Below are 21,764 nucleotides of genomic sequence, written 5' to 3' on the forward strand. Positions count from 1 at the left end.
TTTTTTGTGTTGGTAAATTACATATGTAATCTTTTCCTTATCAGATCGGCATGACTGCCGGCACCTGTATTTTGCAAGATAATATTGCTTTTGGCCTGCAGAAAACAACGGTTACATCACCCGGGCGGTGCCGACGTAAATTAAACCTCTTTGGCCGTCTACGGTAATTATTTCATTATCGGGAATGATGGCGGTTGCTCCGTCTACGCCGACAATTACCGGAATGCCTAAATTCAGCCCGACAATTGCCGCATGGGAGGTCAAACCGGCTTCTTCGGTTATTACCGCCGCACATTTTTCCATATAGGGCACGTATTCGCGATCGGTGCCGATAGCAACCATAATGTCTCCGGGTTGAATTTTTTCTCGCGCATCTTTCACGGTACGACATACCACCGCCCGTCCGGTTGCCCCTTTGGCTCCAATACCGCTGCCTCTGGCCAGAATATTACCCACTGTATGCACCTTCATCATGTTAGTAGTTCCGTGTACGCCAACCGGTACACCGGCGGTAATGACCACCAAATCTCCGCCCTTAACTAAGTTTGCTGCCAGGGCCGTTTCCACACTGGCGGAAATCATTTCGTCAGTACTGTGGATGTCGCGTACCAAGAGGGGCTCAACACCCCATACCAGCGCCATTTTGCGCAGCACCTTCGGGCGAGGCGTTACCGCAATGATCGGCGCCTTTGGACGATACTTTGCTATCATACGGGCGGTGTGTCCGGTGGTTGTGGCTGTGATAATAGCACTGGCATCTAAATTAGCGGATACTTCACAAACCGCATAGCCAATACTGTCAGTTACCGTTTTCGAGCGGGACTCCTCGTGTTTTTTCATAAACCGGGCATACGGGAATGACTCTTCCACCCGCATGGCAATGCGGTTCATTGTCTCTACGGCTTGTACCGGGTACTTACCGGCGGCACTTTCACCGGACAGCATAATGGCATCGGTGCCGTCTAAAATGGCATTGGCCACATCCGATGCCTCTGCCCTGGTGGGGCGCGGGTTGTGCGTCATTGACTCTAACATTTGGGTAGCGGTAATTACCGGCTTTCCTGCTTTGTTACACTGTTCTATTAAATACTTTTGAATTAGCGGCACGTCTTCGGGGGGAATTTCCACACCCAAATCGCCCCGTGCCACCATAATGCCGTCAGATACTTTAATAATTTCTTTAATGTTATCAACGGCTTCCCGGCTTTCGATTTTAGAGATAATATGAATGTCGGCCTGATGTTCTTCTAAAATATTGCGTATAGCCAGCACATCTGCCGCTTTGCGAATAAAGGAAGCGGCAATAAAATCAACTCGCTTTTTAATGCCAAACAAAATATCATCAATATCTTTGTCGGTAAGGGCGGGTAAATTGACCTGCACACCGGGAAGATTGACTCCTTTGCGGCTCTTTAACTCCCCACCGTTAATTACTTTACAGCGCAGGTCAGTGCCGTCTATTATTTCTAATACTTCTAATTCAATCAAACCGTCAGCAAGCAGTATTTTGCCCCCAACACCGACATCTTTGGGCAAGTCCTTATAAGAAACAGAAACTATTGTTCTGTCGCCTTCAACTTCTCTTGTGGTCAGGGTAAATTCATCACCTGTTCGCAATAGCACCGGTTCTCGGGAAAAAGTGCCCAACCTAATTTCCGGCCCTTTGGTATCCAGCATAATGGCAATATTTTTACCTACTTCACTGGCGGCTTGACGAACGAGATCAATCCTTTTGTCATGTTCCTCATGGGTGCCGTGCGAAAAGTTCATCCGGGCCACATTCATGCCGGCTTTTATCATTTTAATTAACGTTTCTTTATCCTCGCTGGAAGGTCCTATTGTGCATACAATTTTGGTTCGTCTCAATTGTTTTACCCCCGTCCGCATAAGGTTTTTAGATAGATAAGGCATTAGCCAGTTCCAGCATTTCTTTGTCTATATGTTTTTCCTGGGTGAACACATCATTTAAATCATACTCCACTATTTCACCGGCACGCACGCCAATAACTTTATCAGTACCGCCGCTGCGCAGGACATCCACTGCTTTTGCTCCCATGCGGGATGCCAGCAAACGGTCAAAGGCCGTTGGTATGCCACCGCGCTGCAAGTGACCGAGAATTGTCACTCTGGTATCATGGCCGGTTATTTCTTTAATTTGTCTGCCAATCTCCAAACCGCTGGCTGCACCTTCGGCTACTAAAATGATACTGTGCAGTTTGCCCCGCTTTACGCCACGCATTAGTTTTTTGCAGATTTCATTAATATCATATGGTACTTCCGGAACAATTATTGATTCCGCTCCGCCGGCCAAACCGGCATTTAAGGCAATAAAACCGGAATTTCTACCCATAACTTCGACAATAAAGGTGCGTTCATGGGATGTAGCTGTATCTCTGATTTTATTGATTGCATCCACGACATTGTTAACACAGGTATCAAAGCCAATAGTGTAATCCGTGCCCGGTATGTCGTTGTCAATAGTGCCGGGCACACATACTATCGGCAGATTATGTTCGGCATGAAACAACTGTGCTCCTTTAAAAGAGCCATCTCCGCCAATCACTACCAAACCTTCTACACCAAAGCGCTTTACATTGGCGTAAGCTTTTGCTCGACCTTCCGGTGTTTTAAATTCTTCGCTGCGTGCAGTGTGCAGTTTGGTTCCCCCGCGGTGAATAATGTCCGCTACCGAACCTAAATTCATCGGCCACATATCACCTTCAATAAAACCGTTATAACCGCGGTTAATACCAATTACTTCAATGCCATGATAAATAGCTTTTCTTACCACCGCCCTTATTGCCGCATTCATACCGGGCGCGTCCCCGCCACTGGTCATTACAGCTATTCTCTGCATTTTTTACCTCCGTAATAAATGTACATTATTGTACTTTTAACTATTTTATACCTAATTTGCCGATTTGAACTCCCCAATGTTTCTAAATTTTTGGTATCTCTGCTCCAGCAAGGTGTCAATCGGATACTGCAGCAGTTCATGTAAATGTTTGCTGATTGCTTTTGATATGTTCTTTGCGGCCTGCTGTATATCGCGGTGTGCCCCGCCCAGTGGTTCATCTACAATTTCGTCAATTATTTCAAGCCTCAGTAAATCCTGAGCCGTTAAGTTCATTGCTTCTGCCGCTTCTTTTGCCTTGCTGCCGTCTTTCCACAGGATGCTGGCAAAAGCTTCCGGCGAGCTTACCGAAAATACTGAATACTGCTGCATTAAAATGCGGTCGGCAACTGCCAGCGCCAAAGCTCCGCCACTGCCGCCTTCGCCGATTACTACTGTTACCATCGGCACGCGCAGTGCGGACATCTCCATTAAAGCACGGGCTATCGCTTCTGCCTGCCCTCTTTCTTCGGCACCGATACCGCAGTATGCACCGGGAGTATCGACAAAGCACAATACCGGGCGGTTAAATTTTTCTGCCTGCTTCATTAATCTTATCGCCTTGCGATATCCTTCCGGATGGGCCATGCCAAAATTGCGAGCTAAATTTCCTTTGGTATTTTTGCCTTTCACGTGCCCAATAACAGTTACCGGCCTGCCCTCAAAGCGGCCAATTCCACCGATTACTGCCGGATCGTCCCCGTATAGGCGGTCCCCATGCAGTTCGATAAAATCTGTGATGATTAATTTAATATATTCCAGAGTGTTGGGACGCTCAGGATGACGGGCAATCAGCACCTTCTGCCAGGGAGTGAGATTATTGTAAACCGATTTTTTCAGTTCCTCTGCTTTGGATTCCAAAGTGCTGATTTCATTGCTTAAGTCAATTCCTTTTTCTTCTGAAAATGCTTTTAGTTCCGCTATTTTAGTTTCTAGTTCAACTATTGGTTTTTCAAATTCTAATAGGCTGGCCATGTTACTCCTCCTTAGTATGCAGGGCAATAATATTTGCCAGCGTTTGCTTCATCTCTTTACGGGGAACAATCTTATCTACAAAGCCATGCTGACGTAAAAATTCTGATCTTTGAAAGCCTTCCGGCAGCTTTTGCTTAATGGTCTGTTCAATAACACGGGGGCCGGTAAAGCCAATTAATGCCCCCGGCTCGGCTAAAATTATATCGCCCAGCGAGGCAAAGCTGGCAGCAACCCCCCCGGTAGTGGGGTCTGTCAGTACGGAAATATAAAGTCCGCCGCATTGGTGCAGTTTAGCCAAAGCGGCAGAAGTTTTCGCCATCTGCATTAAAGATAAAATACCTTCCTGCATGCGCGCACCGCCGGATGTGGAAAATATAATTAGCGGATATTGCTTTTCACAGGCTGCTTCTATGGCGCGGGTAATTTTTTCACCCACCACCGAACCCATGCTGCCCATAATAAAGCGCGAATCCATTACCGCAATGATCACCGGGTAGTTGTTGATTGTCCCTTCCCCGGTTAATACTGCTTCCTTAAGTCCGGTTTTTTCTTGTGCGGCAAGCAGCTTTTCTTGGTATTGAGGAAAGTTTAACGGATCAGCCGTTGTCAGATCGGCATCATATTCTTTAAAACTGCCTTTATCTAATGTGATTTCTATTCTTTCCTGAGCACCAAGACGATGGTGGTAATTACATTTATTGCAAACTTTAAAGTTTTTATCTAATTCTTTGGTATATAGTATTTCGCCACAGCGATTACATTTCAGCCAAAGACCTTCCGGAATGTCTATTTTTTCGCTTTCCGGCTTTACCGTAACATATTTTTGTTTACGGAAAAATTCTAAAACCAAACTTTACACCTCACCTTAAATATACAAGCTAAAAGGAGTTAATTATTTCCATTGCTTCATCCACTTCAGATGCCGGAACAAGTATTTCGTAAGAACAGGTATCAGGATCTTTTCCAGAGCCAATAGGCTTAATTTTAACTAAAAAACCTTCGTCAGTGAGCTTTTTTTGCAATGTTTCAGCAGCAGTTTTGTTTTGTGCTATATACACCACTGTCCACACTTTGCCGGCCCCCTCTGGTTTATTACAATGTCTCCCTAATTTTTTCTACACATTATAATATGACTCCTTTTTATCCTGATACTTTCTGCTTAAACAAGTATATCCAGAGTAAACACCCTGGATACAAAACCGATTAGCAGAGATTAATCATCGGTACGCAATGTACCGTGTTTAGTCATTACTTCTGCTCGGCCGCGAATTTTAATGGCCGATGTATGTTCGGTAAACTGAGCAATCATGATTTCTCCTTTATCCAGCTTTTCGCTGTGATGAAATTTTGTATCTTTGCCACGTGTAAGACCAATTATTGTTACCCCGTTATCTAGAGCTTTTACAACCACATATTCGCCAATAACGTTAGGAATATTGGTCATTTTCATCACACCTTTACCTTTATTTAACAGTTTCATACTACCATAAACCAACTGCACTGGCAAGTAAACAAGCAATGAAAAAGCATCCGCCGGCAAGCTTAATCGCACGCTGTCTAAAAGTCAAGCAGTGAACGAAAGGGCTGGGTATCAGCAGCTACTGTTTGTTCTTTTGGTGTTGCTTTTTCAAGGTTATACTTTACCGTTACGTTTTCTTGGCCGCAAATTTGCTCTAACCGGCTTAACACCGGACCGGGCAGCTGCACCCAGTACTGCGGTTTTAGCTTAATTAATTTTTTGCGGTTTTGATCATACAATACCACCGGTGTTTTGCCGGGATAACTTTTTAACTCCGGCAGCAGGCGCTTTACTGCTTGATCGAAAAACTCGGTTTTCAGATCCAGGCGCAGATATAAGCCCTTTAGTGCAGTAAGCGCTTTTATATCGTCCACGATAATTTTGTTTTCTTCGCCGGAGCATTCCGCTTTACCCCAAACCAGCACCGGTTTGTCGGCTTCCAAAATGTTTCGACGTTTGCGATAAACAGCGGGAAAAATCACCAACTCACAGCTGCCGGTAGTATCTTCCAGAGTAGCAAAGCACATGGAATCACCTTTTTTGGTATTAATGGCACGGGATTCTGCAACCATGCCGCCGACACACACCGTGCTGCCATCCGGCAAAGCTTTTAATTCAGCTATTTTGTGACTGATAATATTCGCAAAATATTTTTGGTACTCATCCAGCGGATGCCCACTGATATATAGGCCCAACACTTCTTTTTCCAAACTAAGCAGTTCGCTGGCGGTATACTCTCCGATATCAGGCATTTCAATTTCCGCTGTCCTGGTATCCCCCCAAAGGTCCAGCAAAGACATCTGGCCGCTGGCCCGATCCCGCCAGTTTTGCTGTGCTAATTCTAAACCTTTTTCTATTACCGCATACAGCTGCGCCCGGGTGTGTCCCAGGGAGTCAAAACATCCGGCCTTAACTAAACTTTCCAGTACCCGTTTATTTACTACCCGGGGGTCAATGCGGCAGCAGAAATCGGTGTAATCTTTAAAAAAGCCGTTTTTCTCTCGCTCGGCAATAATTTGTCGCACCGCACCGCTGCCGACGTTTTTTACTGCCGCTAAGCCAAATCTGATGGTATTTTCTGCCACGGTAAAGTGTTCCTGGCTTAGATTGATATCCGGCGGCAGCACTTTAACACCGATGCGGCGACATTCATCTATATAAACCGCTAATTTTTCGGTGTTATCCTGCACCGAAGTCAAAAGGGCGGCCATGTAGTAAGCGGGGTATTTTGCCTTTAAATAAGCGGTTTGATAAGCAACCAGGGCATAAGCGGCCGAGTGGCTTTTATTAAAGCCGTACCCGGCAAAGTATTCCATTAAGTCAAAGATTTTTTCCGCCAATGCCCGGGGATAGCCGCGGGCCACAGCGCCGGCAATGGGCTGCGTTAACGGCCGGCCTTTATCGTCAACGGTTGTTCCGTTGACAAACCAGTCGCGGTGCATTTTCATTATTGTCGGGATTTTTTTACCCATCGCTTTGCGCAGCGAGTCGGCCTGTCCTAAAGTGTACCCGGCCATTACTTGAGCAATTTTCATTACCTGCTCTTGGTATAAAATTACACCGTAAGTTTCTTTTAAAATGGGTTCTAAATCGGGATGCAGGTAGTCAATCTGCCCGCGGCCATGCTTGTTTTTAATAAAGTCTTCCACCATGCCGCTGCCCAGCGGCCCCGGCCGGTACAGTGCCACTAGGGCTATTAGGTCTTCAAACACATTGGGTTTTAGTTCTTTTAAAATTGAGCGCATGCCGCTCGATTCCAACTGAAAAACACCGGTACTGTACCCGTGGGAAAGCATTTCATAGGTATCCTGATCATCCAGCGGCAGCTGATCGATATTTATGTGCACACCCTTTTCAGCCAGCATCTTTACCGTTTGCTGAATGACCGTTAAATTGCGCAAGCCAAGCAGGTCCATTTTTAGCAGTCCCAGTTCTTCCACCGTACCCATGGGAAACTGGGTGGTAATGCTGCCGTCGGATGTGCGGTGCAACGGCAGGTACTCGGTTAGCGGCTTTTCGGAAATCACAATGCCGGCGGCATGAGTGGAGGCATGCCGCGGCATACCCTCCAGTACAGCGGCGGTGTCAATTAACCTTCGGGCCTGGGGATCCGACTGATATACCGCTCTTAGTTCACCGGAGGCAGACAAGGCTTTTTGTATGGTCATATTTATTTCCGGCGGAATCATCTTAGCTATTTTATCCACATAAGCATAGGGATAATTCAAAACCCGGCCCACATCGCGAAGGGCCGCCCGGGCGGCCATGGTACCGAATGTTATAATTTGAGCAACACGATCGCTGCCGTATTTTTGCACCACATAATCAATTACCTCACCGCGCCGCTCCTGACAGATATCAATATCAATGTCGGGCATCGAGAGGCGTTCCGGGTTTAAAAACCGTTCAAACAAAAGCCCGTATTTTAACGGATCGATGTTGGTAATACCCAGTGAATAAGCAACAATGCTGCCGGCGGCACTGCCCCTTCCCGGACCCACCGGTATACCCCGTTCTTTGGCAAAGTGTACAAAATCGCGCACTATTAAAAAGTAGGCGGAAAATCCCATCTGCTTAATGATCGTTAGTTCATGATGTAATCTTTCTTCCACCTGCGGCGGTAAACCGCCGTAAAGTTGTTCTGCCCCGCGGTAGCAAAGTTCTTCCAGATAGCGGTGGGTAGTGTAACCTTCCGGCACTTGGTATTGGGGCAAATGCATTTGGCCAAATTCAATCTGTACGTTACAGCGCTGGGCAATTTCCAGCGTGTTGGCCAACGCCTCCGGCAGTTCAGGAAATACTTGCGCCATCTCAGCGGCACTTTTTAAGTACAGCTGATCACTTTGAAAGCGCATGCGGTCTTCTTGATCTACTGTTTTGCCGGTTTGGATACACAGCAGTACATCTTGAATTTTAGCGTGTGCTTTAACGGTGTAGTGCACGTCATTGGTAGCCACCAAAGGCAAATGCAGCTCTTTGCTAATGCGGACAATTTCTTTGTTGGCAATGTGCTGTTCTGAAAAACCGTGATTTTGTACTTCTAAAAAGAAGTTTTTCGGGCCAAAAATGTCTCGGTAGCAGGCGGCCGCCTCTTTTGCCTCCTGCACTTTGCCGGCAATGGCTTTGGCGGCAACTTCACCGGCCACACACCCGCTTAAGGCAATTAAACCTTCGGCATGGCGGGCAAGCGCCTCTTTATCTACGCGGGGCTTGTAATAAAAGCCGTCGGTGTAACCCAGTGACACCAGTTTAATTAAATTTTGATAACCCTGCCGGTTTTCAGCCAACAGTACCAAGTGGGATAATTGGTCATCCACCCGGGGAGTGCGGTCAGTCAAACGACGGGGGGCGACGTACACCTCACAGCCCAGTATCGGCTTAATTCCCGCCTTTTGACATTCTTTGTAAAAATCAATCACTCCAAACATTGCCCCATGATCGGTGATGGCCAAAGCAGGCATGCCCATTTCTTTGGCGGCTTTAACCACCTGACCGATGCGGGCAGCCCCGTCAAGCAAACTATATTCTGTATGTACATGGAGATGAACAAAGGGGTTTGTTTCCAATGCTGTTGCACCTCAATTTATATCGTTAACTAATGAAACTTTTGTTTTATTATATCAAGGATAGTTTGGGTTCTGCCAAGGATTTTGGTGGGAACCGTCAGCCGTTTTAAATGGATTTATTACCTTTCTCATGCTTGCTCGTTCTCGTATATGCAATGCTACTTTAGAGGGCCGGCGTAGAAGCCAGCCCCACATTTCAACCGATAAATCAGATGAAAGTAAACTCGGAGCAAAGCTCCTCAAACAGTCCTCGGCGCTAATCCTCCGTTAGCAATGCTCTTTGAATTAGCCGGCTAATCGAAAGCATAAGGTCAAATGCCTTGGCGGCCTTAAGCAAACGTTTTTTTAAATAAGCCAGCATAGAAAGGCACATACTTTCAATCGATAACTTTACCTTTTACCTGTATGGGCAAGGTTCCATTCCTGCTCGTTTCCGTAAACGTGGCGTTTCACAATGATATTTTCATGTAACCATTAATGTAACTTTTGCAGAATTAAGTATAGTGAACGTTCTTGACCGTTTCGTTATCAATAATTAGCAGCACGCTCAAGATCGCGCCCTACAATTCTACTGATATTTTATCCTTCACCCGTTGGGCTTACACAGATGTAATGTTTCTTAACGGCCGGCATGGAATTCGCCCCTCCAATCCCCCTTTAAATTTCAAACAAAATTGTATATAATTTAGGTTAATTAAATAGCTTAGAGTTTTCTAGGGTTCCGCAATGCGCGATGGCGTGTTGGTCTGGTCCGAGAGAAAACCCACAGCTATTGCTGTGTCACGGAAGGACAAAAGCCTGGGAGATACTGTTTACAGTAATCTCTCATTTTTTGTTTTTCAGTTAATTAATAACTTGGAGGTGTTTTAGATCAATCGGAACTGGCTTAAGGTGTTTGTAGCCGCCTTTATTGAAGTTTTATGGGTAATCGGCTTAGCCCATGCACAGGACTTTTGGACCTGGACGGGAACGATTATTGCTCTTATTGTCAGTAACTATTTAATGATTACAGCGGGGCAGGTTCTTCCGGCCGGAACGGTTTATACCGTTTTTGTCGGATTGGGGGCGGCAGGCACCGTTATTTCGGAAATCCTCTTTTTTGGCGAACCCTTTCGCTGGGAAAAGATAATTCTAATTTCACTATTGCTCATTGGCGTAACCGGTTTGAAATTGGTCACGGATGAGCAGGTTGAGAAAGGAGCTGAATCCTAAATGGCGTGGGTTTCCTTAATTTTGGCAGGCTTTTTCGAAGCATTTGGCGTTACCATGATCAATCAATTGAGTGTTAAGCAAAATTGGCAAACGGTAGTTTTATTAATTTTGGGCTTTGGCTTAAGCCTGTTGCTGCTGGGTTATTCTTTAAGATTTATCCCCATGGGAACGGCCTATGCCATTTGGACCGGCATGGGTGTCGTAGGCGGCACTTTAATCGGCATGATATTTTATGGTGAATCAAGGGATTGGAAGCGGATATTTTTAATTGCTTTGATTTTATCGTCTGTCATTGGGCTGAAACTGATTTCTTAAGCGCAAAGCACCATAAAATAATAAAAGGTGCAGGCACGTTTTTATAATAAGGCACCTGCACCCTTTGGGAAATAATAGGGGGCTAGCTGGTTTATACATCCTTAAAGCGAATCATGGGGCATTTTTTGCAGACATCCACTCCGGGATACTGCTGCCCTCCTTTACCTAAAAAGGAGGCGCCGCCGTACTTTGCCGTACGCTGCACTAAATGCCGGGCTACTTTGGTAATTTGGCTGCCGGGTATAAACACATAAACTTCACCTTTTTCCGTTTTGCCGGAAGTGTAACTGCCGGCGCACATTAAACTCACACCCGCCTTTTGGTTAAGATAGCAGCCAACCGTACCGCCGCACATGGCAGAATTAACCGTTTGTGTAGAGGTAACGACAGGTACTTTACAAGCGCCCATATAATCGTTTAGCAAATGATAAGCCTGAAAGGGACTCAATACAAAAACCACTACATCGGGGTCAACCGGGGTTTTGTAAAGCGGCGCAGCCATGATTCCCACTAACTTACCGACCGGCAGTCTGGGCTTAGCCATTACACACTCTTTTGCTAAATCCCGGTCATTGGTGTATTTTATGTGCCGCTCCACTTCTTCTGCGCCGATCTCTTTAAACCCGAAAACAGTCTGCGCATTCTCGCAGAGCAGCTTATCGTCACTGGCTTTTACAATATAATTATCTAAGCGGGCTGCCAGTATCAACTGACAGTATGTCATTTTGGTGGCGGGGGTTTTTTCCGCCGCCAAGTTATCATATTCCTCTCTATCAAAAGAAAATTTCACTGCTACCGGATTGTAATCAAGTTTATATAGCGCGGCAAAAGCCCGGTGTGCTTCTTCATAAGAGAGTGTTTCTTTTTTAGCCAATTTGCCAACATCGATGAGCAGCATTTTATACTCACCTCCTATAATATACGTTGAGTTTATAATCAGGGATTTGTTAGAAACATTAATTATAGAATACCACAACTAATTAATTGATGTGGTCAGCAAAATGACACTTTTAAAAATATTAAATAAAAATTAGTCCTTAATACTGATAGTCGTCGTATAAAATGGTGAGCGGTTTTTGGGTGGTGCCAAAAATATTTGTAGCCATGACTGTAACATCGTTCAGACCGGGTTCTAAATTTAACTGTTGGCTGAACGTACCGTTATTATTATCTACCTCTACCCTTTGGTTGCCGACCAATATCACTACCGTACTGTCAGGATCAGTTGCCCCGCTGACTGTGGCGGTATTAGTAGTGGTCATATCCGGTGCCGCCACTTGTACTCTGGGAGGAACGCCGCGAACCACCACATTTTGGGAAGATGATAAACCATAGCGGTTTACCGCGGTTACTTTAATGTTGTTTGCTCCCGGATTGGTTATTTTCACCACGTCGGAAAATCCGCCGTCCCTGTCGGTTTTTACCTTTTGATTATTTATGTATACCATACATTCCGGATCAGTATAGCCGCTGACGGTAACATTTACCGCGCTACTTTGCGCGGGGGCAAACACCTGCAGAGAAGGTCGTTCAACAGCAAAGGTTACCTTTCTTTCCAGAATTGTGTTTTGGCCGTTTTTATCTACCGCCACCACGGCAACATTATTTACCCCCGGCTGCAAGTCTATTTTGGCCTTAAAAGTACCGTCACTTTTTACTTTCACCGCTTGCCCGTTGACATAAACGGTGGCGTTACGGTCTGTTTCGCCGGAAACCTCTAACTGCTGATAGTCAGTAGTAATTGCATCCGGCAGGTTTAGCGTTAGCTTCGGACCGGCTACCCCTTCTTCCTCTTCCACTTTTTTGTCCGCTTCCTTTGTTTGCTCATCAACTGATTTGGTTTGTGCCGTGGAAGCGGTATCCGACCGTTCTTGCCTTTCTTTTCCCACATCTGCGGCTTCTTCCTGCTCGATAAAAGGCAGGCTGCAACCCACCAGTAGCACTACTAATGATAAAATCAAAATTACCGCCAGGCTACGGGTTTTGACAACTGACATTTTAATCACCCTTGCATTGTTTTTAGCCATATTTAGGCATTTTTTACTATTCGACCCGCAACTATTTGTTTCCTGCCGTTAATTTTCCCAAAAAATTATCCGGCAGTGGGGTGAGCACTGCCGGCAGAGGTAATTTATATTGCCGCTTTTTCCCGCTTGCGGGAACAAAAGGTGCGAAAATCCATTTCCGGAAATATATTGTTGGTTTGTTCCAGTTGAGTTAACCACCCATCTTCTATTTTATTAGCTGCAATCATTTTATATAATCGCAAAAAATTATCTAGGTGAATTTTTGTACGGCGCACTGCATAATCAACGGTAGTTTTGGTATACATAATAAACGCCCAGTCGCTGGCTTGCGCCAACATTAACTCCCTGGCCGCTTGATTTAACGCCCGCTGCCTTAAGGTGTCACGGCAATCTTTATTTTGATTGGCCATTTCTACCATGCGGTCAGCAGCATAGTGCAGGTGGCGGTAAATCCAGTGATTATCATTATGTAGCCAAACTTGATGATAGCCGTTGTTGCCCCAGCTGGATTCGCAGGGTACCGTTACTTGATTTTTCGGGTGATATTTTAAGTAATCTGAAGGGGTAACCAGCTGTATTTTATCGGTGTCAAAGTGAATCTTTCTGATTAACGCCTCCAGCCAGATCGGGCCTTCATACCACCAATGACCGAATAACTCCGCATCATAAGGGGCAACAATAATTGGCGGCCGATCCATAATCGAGCATAAATACTCAATTTGTTTTTCCCGGTTAAACATAAAGTTGCCGGCATGGATTTGTGCCTTCTGCCTCGCCCAATGCGGCACATAAGGCTGTTTATCGGCCAAATCAACGTTACCGGTGATGCGGTAGTATTTAAAACCGGTGTTATGCCTAATACCGTCGGGATGAATGTATTCCCAGATATATTCTTCGTCTAAATCATAGCCGATGTCGCGGTAATATTCGCGGTAGTCGGCGTCTCCGGGATAGCCTTCATTGGAGCTCCAAACTTGTTTGGAAGATTCCACGTCCCGAGCAAAGGCCGCTACCCCGCTGGGGCAGTAGATAGGAGCAAATACACCGTAACGCGGCCGGCGTTCGGCGTATAGCACACCGTGGGTATCGGTAAAAAAGAATTTTATACCGAATTCTTTTAAAATATTGTCCACTCCGACCTTATAAGCACATTCCGGCAGCCATATACCTTGGGGCCGGCGGCCGAAATTTTTCACATATACCTTAACAGCGGTTTCAATTTGTGCATATATCGATTCTTCTCTGTTCATCAGCGGCAGATAGCCATGGGTTGCCCCGCAGGTAATCAGTTCCAGGCAACCTAAATCTTGAAATTTTTTAAAGGCCCAGTTTAAGTTGCCTTGATACTGATCGCAAAAGATATGGTAAGCAGAATTTAGCTGTTGTCGGTACATACAGGCAGTATCATAAAACGGAGTGCCTTTGGTGCGCTCAACTTCTTTTTCGGCCAATTCCAGCATTGATTTTAACTTTTTAATATAACGCTGCTGCAGCAGCGAATCATTTAGCATGCACACCAAGGGCGGAGAGAGGGAGAGTGTTAAGCGAAAAGGGATGTTATCTTGCGTTAAGCGTTCAAAAACTTGGATTAGCGGAATATATGTTTCGGTTATCGCTTCATATAGCCAGCGTTCTTCTAAAAAATATTCATCTTCCGGATGACGAAGAAACGGCAAATGTGCGTGTAGCACTAACGCCAAATAGCCTTTACTCATGACAATCTCCTTTCACGACCTTGCTGAGTGCGATTGGTAGTTTCAGTGTACTGCATGGTAAGGGGCATTTGATAAATGCCTTCCAGGCAGGCCCAATCTTCATCATACAAATCTGATAAAGATTGTCTGGGAGTAGTAACAAAGTTGGAACGCAGCAGAGTAATAAACCTGCCGTCTGCCAACATTCGGCCGAAATCAACGCAGTAGCTCCTGCTCGGCTGGGCAACTTCTATATGCCAATCTCGGCTGTCGTAATTAACATATATGTCGTAATAATAGTTGCTGTTTAAGCCGTCAAAATGATCAACACCGGTAATATCGTAAACCCGCAGTACCGGGCGGGAATTAAACCAAGCCTCCTCGCCAAATGCGGCTTTAAACGCTTCTTCTTTAGTGGCGGTAACTTCCCAGTAGGTATACAACCAATGGGGGTCTCTGACCATGAGCATAATGTAATCTTGATTATAGGCATATGGCAGTTCCGGAGTAGGCTGTGCCGTCTTTTTTTCCCATTCCGGAAAGGGAACAATTTCTTCCGCAAACTCAGTCATCAGCGAGGTCTTTGCCGGTTGCAGCGCAAAATTATCAGCGGCATTTTCAGTATCTTCTTTATAAAGCTGATAAACATAATAAAGCATCACGGCAATCATGATCACCGCTGATACAGCCAAAAACCAGCTGATCGTTGCTTCCATACTTTTCCCTCCTTGGTAATATTTTTTAATAAATGGGTATTTTAAGGTGGTTAATGAGCAATAAAAAAATAAATTAGTCAAATTGTAGTATTGCCATCGATAAATGCCTTTATTTAAGAATTTATTACCGAAAAAACTTTAAAAACGGGAATAATAGCTTAAGCTTTAGGAGGTGCAAAGGCTTTGAACGTACGCTGGGGCGTTAGTGAGGTATTGACAGTATTAATTGCCAGAATTATTGTGGTATTTATTTTAAGCAGGTTGGTGCTTCCTTATTTGCCGGGGATTTCGCAAAACATGCTAAACATTTTGGATCGGTTGATATTAATTGGTTTAACCTTGTTTTTTGCCTATAAATCCGGTTCAGTAAAAGATTTAGGCTTAAACCGGCAAGATTTCGGCAAAAACATTCTTTTTGGATTAGCGGGTGGAATTTTTATTTTTACCGTCACTACCGGTCTGCAGCAGCTGTTTGTCGCTGTTTTGGAAGCGGATATTAACACCAACCCGCTGGTAGCAATGGCTGCCCAAGCCAAAACATTTTCTGAGTTAGCCGCACCGCTCTTTGTGTCCGGCATCATGGCACCGCTGGCGGAAGAAATCTACTACCGCGGCTTTGCCCTACCTGTTTTTATTAAACGCTGGGGGGTGATTGCCGGTGTGGTGATATCCGGCTTATTTTTTTCTGTGATGCATTTAAGCACTGTTTGGTTTATTGAAATTGCCCTGGTAGGCATGGCTTTATCGTTAATGTACTACTGGACCGGATCTCTGTTGCCCGGAATCATTGCCCACGGTTTTGTCAATTCAGCTCGATTAATAACGGTTTATATATTATAACCGTCGGCTTAATTTTTTGACACTGACAGTACAGCTCTATGTTGAACTAATCGACATGGCTGCAATTTGTTACAACTTGCACTATCCTTGCAATTTACAGCCTTAAGGTTTTGTGCATGCTGTTTTAGCTGGTATTATAAGGATAAAGCAGCCTTTATTGAGCTTTACCGACCGCTATTTTGTGATAAAATGAACTTAATATAGTATACAAAATACCCTTTAAGGGAGGCGGTATATATGTTAGATCGCGAGTATGAACAATACTTACAGAATCAGCACTACGCAGTAGAGAAAAATAAAGCCGGCTTCCTCTGGATTATCACAGCAGCAACAATCCTTGTACCTTTATTGTGGTACGTAGTTAAAATATAAAATAAGGTGCATAACGCACCTTTTTTTTGTGGGGTCAGGCTATTATTAAATTACTCAAGCCTGTCCCCTTATACTTATATCCGGATTACTAACGGAACCAGTATAGGCACTAAGGCAGTTAATATCGAGCCGTTGATAAAAGAAACTACTGCGGTATCGGCATCCGTTGATCTGGAGATAATCGGCAGTGTGGTATCCATACTGGTGGCACCGGCAGGAGCAATGGCACTGTATTTGCCGATATACTTGGCAATTAACGGTATGGTGACAAAAGCCATCAGCTCGCGGGCCACGTTGGTGATAAATGCCAGTGCGCCAAGTTCCACCGAATATATTTTTGCCAGTAGCACGCCGGAAAGACTGTACCAGCCAAAGCCGGCACCGACAGCCGATGATTCATTAACCGGCATTCCCAAAGCTAAACCTACCATAACCGCTCCGGCAATACTGCCAATAGCCACCAAAAGCGGCACCAGCAACACTCGCCAACCCATTTTCCACAAGCGTGCCCACACTTCTTTTTGCTGTCCTAAATCTATCCCTACACCCAACAGTAAGACAAATAAAGCGGCAGAAGTTAAAGTATCTAAGTGAGCGACTAAATCTGTCGGCACTACCCAATAGCCCAAAGCCACCCCAACGGCAACGGACGCGAGAATAAGCCAAGTCACCTGTCATCACCAACTTCTTCTGATTGATTAGTCAGTAAATGTTTTGGCTGTTTTTTAACAATAAATTTTTCCGCCAATCTAACCAGCAGCACACTGGCCGCTATACTGCCGCCGGCCAGTAAAAATGCCTGCCAGCCCATGCGGGCAAAATTGTTCAAAACTTCTTCATTAGAACCAAGCTGTGCTCCCATCACCACCAGTAAAAATACCAGCCCGACCAGTGTTACCTTTTGGGTGATTTTGCTGTCTTTGGGCAGCAAATTGAAGTGCCCGACGGCAAAACCCACAGCAATGGCTAATAAAACCACACCCATTTGTTTAATCACTCCATGTTATGTAATTATAAAATATCAACCAATATATCAGTATATCATTTTTTAGATTAATGTTTAATCATCTACTTTACTAATGGGGTGTGGTTTTTGGTATATTATTTAATGTAGCAAGCTTAGGAGGTACGTGCATGTTTAAAAATCCCGAAAGTCACCGGTTGAAAGAGCTGTTGCAGAAAGCCCGCACTATTGCCGTTGTCGGCCTGTCAGATAAACCCGATCGGGCCAGTTTTCAAGTTGCCCAGTACTTACAACAGCAGGGATATAAAATAATCCCGGTCAACCCCAAAGTTGATACGGTATTGGGTGAAAAGGCCTATAAAAAGGTCAGTGATATTCCGGAGCAAGTAGATATTGTCAATGTTTTTCGGCGGAGTGTTGATACCCCGCCGGTGGTTATGGATGCCGTCAGCAAAAAGCCAATGGCGATTTGGCTGCAGCTGGGCATTAAAAACGAGGAGGCGGCCAAAATTGCCCAAGATAACAACATTACAATTATTATGGATCGGTGCATTAAAATCGACCATGCCGATTTATTGGGGAGTGTATAGTGCGGGTAAAAGAAATTTTTGCTATTTTAAAAGAGGCTTATCCTGATGCCGGGTGCGGTTTAAATCATGAAAACCCCTTTCAGTTATTAATTGCGACCATTTTAAGTGCGCAGTGCACCGATAAAAGAGTTAATATGATCACTGACAGCTTGTTTAAAAAGTACCGCACGCCGCAGGATTTTGCCGCATTAACTCCGGAGGAACTGGCGGAAGAAATTAAAGGCTGCGGTTTGCACCGCAATAAAAGCCGGGCAATTATTGAAACCTGCCGTATTTTATTACATAAGCATCACGGCAAAGTACCACAAACCAGGGAAGAGTTAGAAGCGCTGCCCGGGGTGGGGCGCAAAACTGCCGGTGTGGTCTTAGGAGTAGCATTTGGCCAAGCTACCCTGCCGGTAGATACCCATGTGCACCGCGTAGCTCACCGCTTGGGGTTAGCCAGCGGCAAAAACCCGCAAGCTACGGAAAAAGAGCTGATGCAGTGCCTGAAAAAAGAAACTTGGCAGCCGGCTCACCATTTGCTGATAGCCCACGGCCGGAAAATATGCACCGCCCGCAACCCCAAATGTGCTGTCTGCCCGCTGCAAAAACTTTGCCCAACACACCAAAAAAGGAAAGAGGAGAATTAAATGCACGTTGTATTAGTTGAACCGGAAATACCCGCCAACACGGGAAACATTTCCCGCACTTGTGCGGTAACGGGAACGACTTTACATTTAGTAAAACCGCTGGGGTTTTCCACCGATGATCGCCATTTAAAAAGAGCGGGACTGGATTATTGGCATTTGCTGGATCTGCACTACCATGACAATTTTGCCGCACTGCAGCAAAAATATCCCAACGGGAGATTTTGGTACGTCACCACCAAGGGAAAAAAGTATTACACCGAGCCGCGGTATCAGCCCGATGACTTTTTGGTTTTCGGCAAAGAGACTGCCGGACTGCCCCCAGAGCTGTTAGCGGCCAATCCCGATTACTGCATTAGAATACCGATGATTAACAATACTCGCGCCCGCTCACTTAATTTATCTAATTCGGTGGCAATTGTGCTGTTTGAAGCTTTACGTCAGTTAAATTTTAATGGCCTGGAATAAGAGCAAAGGCTCTCATCCAGGCCATTAATTTGATTGCAATAATTGTATCGGTTATATATTATATCAATTACGGTGATTAGTGCAGCTTTAATTAACTAAGGCAATAATGCCGGTACCCCTAGCAGCGGCCAAACAGTTACCGAGAATACACCAATCATTATTACGGCGAGAATGGTAAACGGTATACCCATCTTAAAGAATTCGCTGACACTAAACTGGTTAGACTGATAAGCAATGGCGTTCGGGGCAGCACCGACCAACAGCATGTAAGGCAGAGCGGCAGCTGCCAGAGAAGCGAACAGAATCAGATATGGGTTAACCCCTAGGTAATTGGAAATAACCAGCGCTACCGGCAGGGTAATGGAAATAGCTGCCACGTTCATAATAAAGTTGGTTAAAATGATAATTAGGAAAGCAATTGCCAGTACAAATACTAACCAGTGAGATTCTTGGAACATTCCCAACCAGTGTACCGCCATCCACTGAGCAGCTCCGGTTTCCCAGAGGCACAAACCGATACTCATGGCACCGCCGAATAACAGGATGATGTTCCAAGAGATATTCTTTTCTAAGTCTTCTTTGTTAAATATTCCGGTAATGAACATAATACCTACTGCAATTAAAATGGGCACTGCCCGCCCCATGGCGGCCAAAGCCGGTACAAAACTTTGCAAAGCCAAAATAGCAACTACCGTTAAGGCTAAAACGGCGACAAAGACTTCCTTCTTAGTAAGCGGTCCCATTTCGGCATAGATCTCTTGGGCCTTCTCTTTCAATCCGGGTATATTTTTCTTCTCCGGTCTGTAGAATACATAAGCTAATAAGAACCAGGTAACAAAAGTCATTACGATACCAAAAGGCCCCATCATTTTTGTTACTTCAGCAAAGGACACATAATTACCGGTAAACTCTTGGAAGAAACCGGCGGCTACTGCGGTACGGGCCGCACCAAGCATGGTAATCATACTACCGGCACCGGCAACATAAGCCATACCGATGAACATTGCTTTACCAAATTTACTCGGCTTTTCGTCTTCATCGTACATTTTTAAAATGACCATCATCAGCGGAAACATGGTTGCCGCCACAGCTGTATGCGCCATCAGTAAGGTAAGTCCGACCGTTACCAAAAAGACGCCCAGCAGAATCTTTCTGGTATCCTCGCCTACTATAGTAAGCATTTTAAATGCCAAACGGTTGGTTAAACCCACCTTGGTAAAAGCAAGACCTAAAAACAGTGAACCCATAATGAAAAATACCGAAGAATCCGCCATATTACCAAATGCCTGATCGGCGGGTCGAATGACAAATGCCACTTGAATCACTGCGATTAAAAGACTGGTCACACCGATTGGTATTACCTCAAAAACCCACCAAATACCTGCCAGTAAAAACAATCCAATGGCCAGTTGGCCTTCTCGGGAAAGTGGAAAGACTTCCCCGGCGGGATCCACTGCCGGTGTTAATTCAGGTAAAAAATAGAAAAGAGCAAATGCTGCTATCCCGGCAAATATTGCCGACACCCGTTTCCAATCGAAAGAAGGCTTTTGCACTTCTATCGTCTTGGCAGCGGACGTTGCTTTTGCGGTGTCAACTGACATCCCAATCACCTCTTTTAATTAACTAACTGTAGAGCTTAAGTAAAGCCTGTCACTTAAACAAGGTGCTGTCATATTTTATTTTTGCTTAAAAATAATACTTTTTTCCGAAAAGCCGGTAATATTATAAAATAAAATGTGCTTACATTACAATGGTTTAGTTTTCCAGGCATCCCTCCTTAATAAGCAGTTTATTATAAACGTGCTTGTGTAAAAAGTAACTAATTTTCTTTTGATTATATTATTAATATCCTGTTTTGACAACACTTTTGTCACTGCAAAGACAAAAAAAATTTCACCGCAGCGCTTGCGGTGCTTATTTTTAAAGCCTTTTTGATAAAAATACACTGTATTACACTCAATCTTGCTTGCCATTGTGTGCAGACCGGGGGGTACAGGGCGCGTTCTTTTGCTCACAATCACAAGCCGCTTGGCATCCTTCACAGTCCTGCGGCGGCTGACACGGTTCACTGTGAATGAGAATCTCACTTTGCGGCAGCTTTTGCATTAAATCATTTTCAATGTCATCACATAGCCGGTGGGCACTGACCACATTTTGACAGCGGGGGACAACCAGATGTAAATCAACATGACGCTGCGGCCCCGCCTTGCGGGTGCGCAGGTTGTGATACTGCACTATTTGCCGGTTATAGCTATCCAGTACCGCTTTAATTACTTCCTCCTCTTCTTTAGGCAGTTTTGCATCCAATATGCTGTTAATGGATTCACGCATTAAATCAAAGGCCGCCTTTAATATTAACAGCGCGACAAAAATAGCGATAACGGGGTCAATAATCGGCTTACCGGTAATCATAATCAAAATAATGCCAACAAAAACACCCAGTGAAGTATATACATCGGTGCGCAGGTGCCAGGCATCTGCCACCAAAGCCGGCGAATCCGTCTTTTTGCCCACCTTCATTAATTTACTGGATATTATCCAGTTTACCGCGCATGAAATACCCATAATTAAAAGCCCCAGCTCTAAGGCCACAATTTCACCGGAACCTTGCAAAATTTTCTGTATAGCGTGCCACAAAATTCCTGCCGCCGCGGCAATAATCAGCAGTGCCTCTAATATGGCGGCTAAATTTTCAAACTTGCCGTGACCGTATTTATGCAATTCATCAGCCGGCTTAGCCGACTGACGCACGGATAAAAAGGCAATGATCGCTGCCAACAAGTCCAAACCGGAATGAATAGCCTCTGATATGATACTTACTGAGCCCATAAATATGCCCACCGTCAATTTGCCGGTGGTTAAAAAGGTATTTGAGATAATCGACAGGCGGGCCACTTTTATCTTTTCATCCATGATTACACTTCCTGTTTGTCAAAATAATTCTTATATAATATATATAAAATTACACTTAAACTCAACACCTT

The 21,764-nt window shown here is 44.9% G+C and carries 22 protein-coding genes and 1 riboswitch; of the genes, 7 read left to right on the forward strand and 15 right to left on the reverse strand.

Going from position 1 to position 21,764, the window contains the following annotated elements; genetic code table 11:
* Nucleotides 1–111 precede the first annotated feature (111 nt).
* The 7 genes from pyk to ACZ5NG_RS09000 all read right to left on the reverse strand — a co-directional run bounded on the left by pyk (nucleotide 112) and on the right by ACZ5NG_RS09000 (nucleotide 8,953).
* On the reverse strand, nucleotides 112–1,866 hold the full coding sequence (gene pyk, locus ACZ5NG_RS08970) for a pyruvate kinase (RefSeq protein ID WP_464251477.1): 1,755 nt from the start codon (nucleotides 1,864–1,866) through the stop codon (nucleotides 112–114).
* Nucleotides 1,867–1,894: 28 nt separating this feature from the next.
* Nucleotides 1,895–2,857: a 6-phosphofructokinase gene (gene pfkA, locus ACZ5NG_RS08975; protein ID WP_464251478.1), complete on the reverse strand. Its 963-nt coding sequence runs from the start codon at nucleotides 2,855–2,857 to the stop codon at nucleotides 1,895–1,897.
* Nucleotides 2,858–2,908: 51 nt separating this feature from the next.
* Nucleotides 2,909–3,868: an acetyl-CoA carboxylase carboxyltransferase subunit alpha gene (locus ACZ5NG_RS08980; RefSeq protein WP_464251479.1), complete on the reverse strand. Its 960-nt coding sequence runs from the start codon at nucleotides 3,866–3,868 to the stop codon at nucleotides 2,909–2,911.
* Nucleotide 3,869: 1 nt separating this feature from the next.
* Nucleotides 3,870–4,718 carry an acetyl-CoA carboxylase, carboxyltransferase subunit beta gene (accD, locus tag ACZ5NG_RS08985; RefSeq protein ID WP_464251480.1) on the reverse strand — a complete coding sequence of 283 codons (849 nt, stop codon included), beginning with the start codon at nucleotides 4,716–4,718 and terminating at the stop codon, nucleotides 3,870–3,872.
* 28 nt (nucleotides 4,719–4,746) lie between these two features.
* Nucleotides 4,747–4,938, reverse strand: a complete 192-nt coding sequence (locus ACZ5NG_RS08990) for a glutamate decarboxylase (protein ID WP_464251481.1) — start codon at nucleotides 4,936–4,938, stop codon at nucleotides 4,747–4,749.
* Between the two features lie 143 nt (nucleotides 4,939–5,081).
* On the reverse strand, nucleotides 5,082–5,312 hold the full coding sequence (gene mtrB, locus ACZ5NG_RS08995; RefSeq protein WP_464253140.1) for a trp RNA-binding attenuation protein MtrB: 231 nt from the start codon (nucleotides 5,310–5,312) through the stop codon (nucleotides 5,082–5,084).
* Nucleotides 5,313–5,425: 113 nt separating this feature from the next.
* Complete coding sequence (locus ACZ5NG_RS09000) at nucleotides 5,426–8,953, reverse strand: DNA polymerase III subunit alpha (RefSeq protein WP_464251482.1); 3,528 nt, start codon at nucleotides 8,951–8,953, stop codon at nucleotides 5,426–5,428.
* Between the two features lie 702 nt (nucleotides 8,954–9,655).
* A riboswitch (guanidine-I (ykkC/yxkD leader) is annotated at nucleotides 9,656–9,760 on the forward strand.
* A gap of 63 nt (nucleotides 9,761–9,823) precedes the next feature.
* Between ACZ5NG_RS09000 and ACZ5NG_RS09005 the strand changes: the two genes are divergently transcribed.
* Nucleotides 9,824–10,165, forward strand: a complete 342-nt coding sequence (locus tag ACZ5NG_RS09005; protein ID WP_464253141.1) for a DMT family transporter — start codon at nucleotides 9,824–9,826, stop codon at nucleotides 10,163–10,165.
* Complete coding sequence (locus ACZ5NG_RS09010) at nucleotides 10,166–10,480, forward strand: DMT family transporter (protein ID WP_464251483.1); 315 nt, start codon at nucleotides 10,166–10,168, stop codon at nucleotides 10,478–10,480.
* A gap of 91 nt (nucleotides 10,481–10,571) precedes the next feature.
* Here ACZ5NG_RS09010 and ACZ5NG_RS09015 read toward each other — a convergent pair whose 3' ends face one another.
* The 4 genes from ACZ5NG_RS09015 to ACZ5NG_RS09030 form a co-directional block, all read right to left on the reverse strand.
* A complete protein-coding gene (locus tag ACZ5NG_RS09015; protein WP_464251484.1) occupies nucleotides 10,572–11,378 on the reverse strand; it encodes a DUF169 domain-containing protein in 807 nt (268 codons plus the stop codon).
* Between the two features lie 139 nt (nucleotides 11,379–11,517).
* Nucleotides 11,518–12,477 (reverse strand): hypothetical protein, encoded by a 960-nt coding sequence (locus ACZ5NG_RS09020; RefSeq protein WP_464251485.1) that lies wholly within the window; start codon nucleotides 12,475–12,477, stop codon nucleotides 11,518–11,520.
* A gap of 134 nt (nucleotides 12,478–12,611) precedes the next feature.
* The gene (locus tag ACZ5NG_RS09025) at nucleotides 12,612–14,222 is read right to left on the reverse strand and encodes a glycoside hydrolase family 57 protein (RefSeq protein WP_464251486.1); all 1,611 of its coding nucleotides are present in this window, start codon (nucleotides 14,220–14,222) and stop codon (nucleotides 12,612–12,614) included.
* Nucleotides 14,219–14,917: a DUF4912 domain-containing protein gene (locus ACZ5NG_RS09030; protein WP_464251487.1), complete on the reverse strand. Its 699-nt coding sequence runs from the start codon at nucleotides 14,915–14,917 to the stop codon at nucleotides 14,219–14,221. Before ACZ5NG_RS09030 ends, ACZ5NG_RS09025 begins: the two co-directional genes overlap by 4 nt.
* A gap of 183 nt (nucleotides 14,918–15,100) precedes the next feature.
* On the opposite strand from ACZ5NG_RS09030, the gene ACZ5NG_RS09035 reads away from it, so the two are divergent.
* Together ACZ5NG_RS09035 and ACZ5NG_RS09040 are read left to right on the forward strand one after the other, a co-directional pair.
* On the forward strand, nucleotides 15,101–15,757 hold the full coding sequence (locus tag ACZ5NG_RS09035; RefSeq protein ID WP_464251488.1) for a lysostaphin resistance A-like protein: 657 nt from the start codon (nucleotides 15,101–15,103) through the stop codon (nucleotides 15,755–15,757).
* Between the two features lie 237 nt (nucleotides 15,758–15,994).
* Nucleotides 15,995–16,129: a hypothetical protein gene (locus ACZ5NG_RS09040; protein WP_464251489.1), complete on the forward strand. Its 135-nt coding sequence runs from the start codon at nucleotides 15,995–15,997 to the stop codon at nucleotides 16,127–16,129.
* Between the two features lie 74 nt (nucleotides 16,130–16,203).
* Here ACZ5NG_RS09040 and ACZ5NG_RS09045 read toward each other — a convergent pair whose 3' ends face one another.
* Together ACZ5NG_RS09045 and ACZ5NG_RS09050 are read right to left on the reverse strand one after the other, a co-directional pair.
* Nucleotides 16,204–16,800, reverse strand: coding sequence for a LysO family transporter (locus ACZ5NG_RS09045; protein ID WP_464251490.1), 597 nt, complete (start codon nucleotides 16,798–16,800; stop codon nucleotides 16,204–16,206).
* Nucleotides 16,797–17,114, reverse strand: a complete 318-nt coding sequence (locus ACZ5NG_RS09050) for a LysO family transporter (RefSeq protein WP_464251491.1) — start codon at nucleotides 17,112–17,114, stop codon at nucleotides 16,797–16,799. Before ACZ5NG_RS09050 ends, ACZ5NG_RS09045 begins: the two co-directional genes overlap by 4 nt.
* A gap of 149 nt (nucleotides 17,115–17,263) precedes the next feature.
* On the opposite strand from ACZ5NG_RS09050, the gene ACZ5NG_RS09055 reads away from it, so the two are divergent.
* From ACZ5NG_RS09055 to trmL, 3 genes are read left to right on the forward strand one after another with little or no spacing between them, the layout of a single operon-like run.
* Nucleotides 17,264–17,683: a CoA-binding protein gene (locus ACZ5NG_RS09055; protein ID WP_464251492.1), complete on the forward strand. Its 420-nt coding sequence runs from the start codon at nucleotides 17,264–17,266 to the stop codon at nucleotides 17,681–17,683.
* Nucleotides 17,683–18,315, forward strand: a complete 633-nt coding sequence (gene nth, locus ACZ5NG_RS09060; protein ID WP_464251493.1) for an endonuclease III — start codon at nucleotides 17,683–17,685, stop codon at nucleotides 18,313–18,315. The genes ACZ5NG_RS09055 and nth overlap by 1 nt, the downstream gene beginning before the upstream one ends.
* On the forward strand, nucleotides 18,316–18,780 hold the full coding sequence (gene trmL, locus ACZ5NG_RS09065; RefSeq protein WP_464251494.1) for a tRNA (uridine(34)/cytosine(34)/5-carboxymethylaminomethyluridine(34)-2'-O)-methyltransferase TrmL: 465 nt from the start codon (nucleotides 18,316–18,318) through the stop codon (nucleotides 18,778–18,780).
* 95 nt (nucleotides 18,781–18,875) lie between these two features.
* Here the strand turns inward: trmL and ACZ5NG_RS09070 are convergent, their stop codons facing one another.
* Complete coding sequence (locus tag ACZ5NG_RS09070) at nucleotides 18,876–20,381, reverse strand: SLC13 family permease (RefSeq protein ID WP_464251495.1); 1,506 nt, start codon at nucleotides 20,379–20,381, stop codon at nucleotides 18,876–18,878.
* A gap of 355 nt (nucleotides 20,382–20,736) precedes the next feature.
* Nucleotides 20,737–21,693 (reverse strand): cation diffusion facilitator family transporter, encoded by a 957-nt coding sequence (locus ACZ5NG_RS09075; RefSeq protein WP_464251496.1) that lies wholly within the window; start codon nucleotides 21,691–21,693, stop codon nucleotides 20,737–20,739.
* Nucleotides 21,694–21,764 lie beyond the last annotated feature (71 nt).

It is taken from the genome of Desulfovectis peckii (assembly GCF_055391705.1).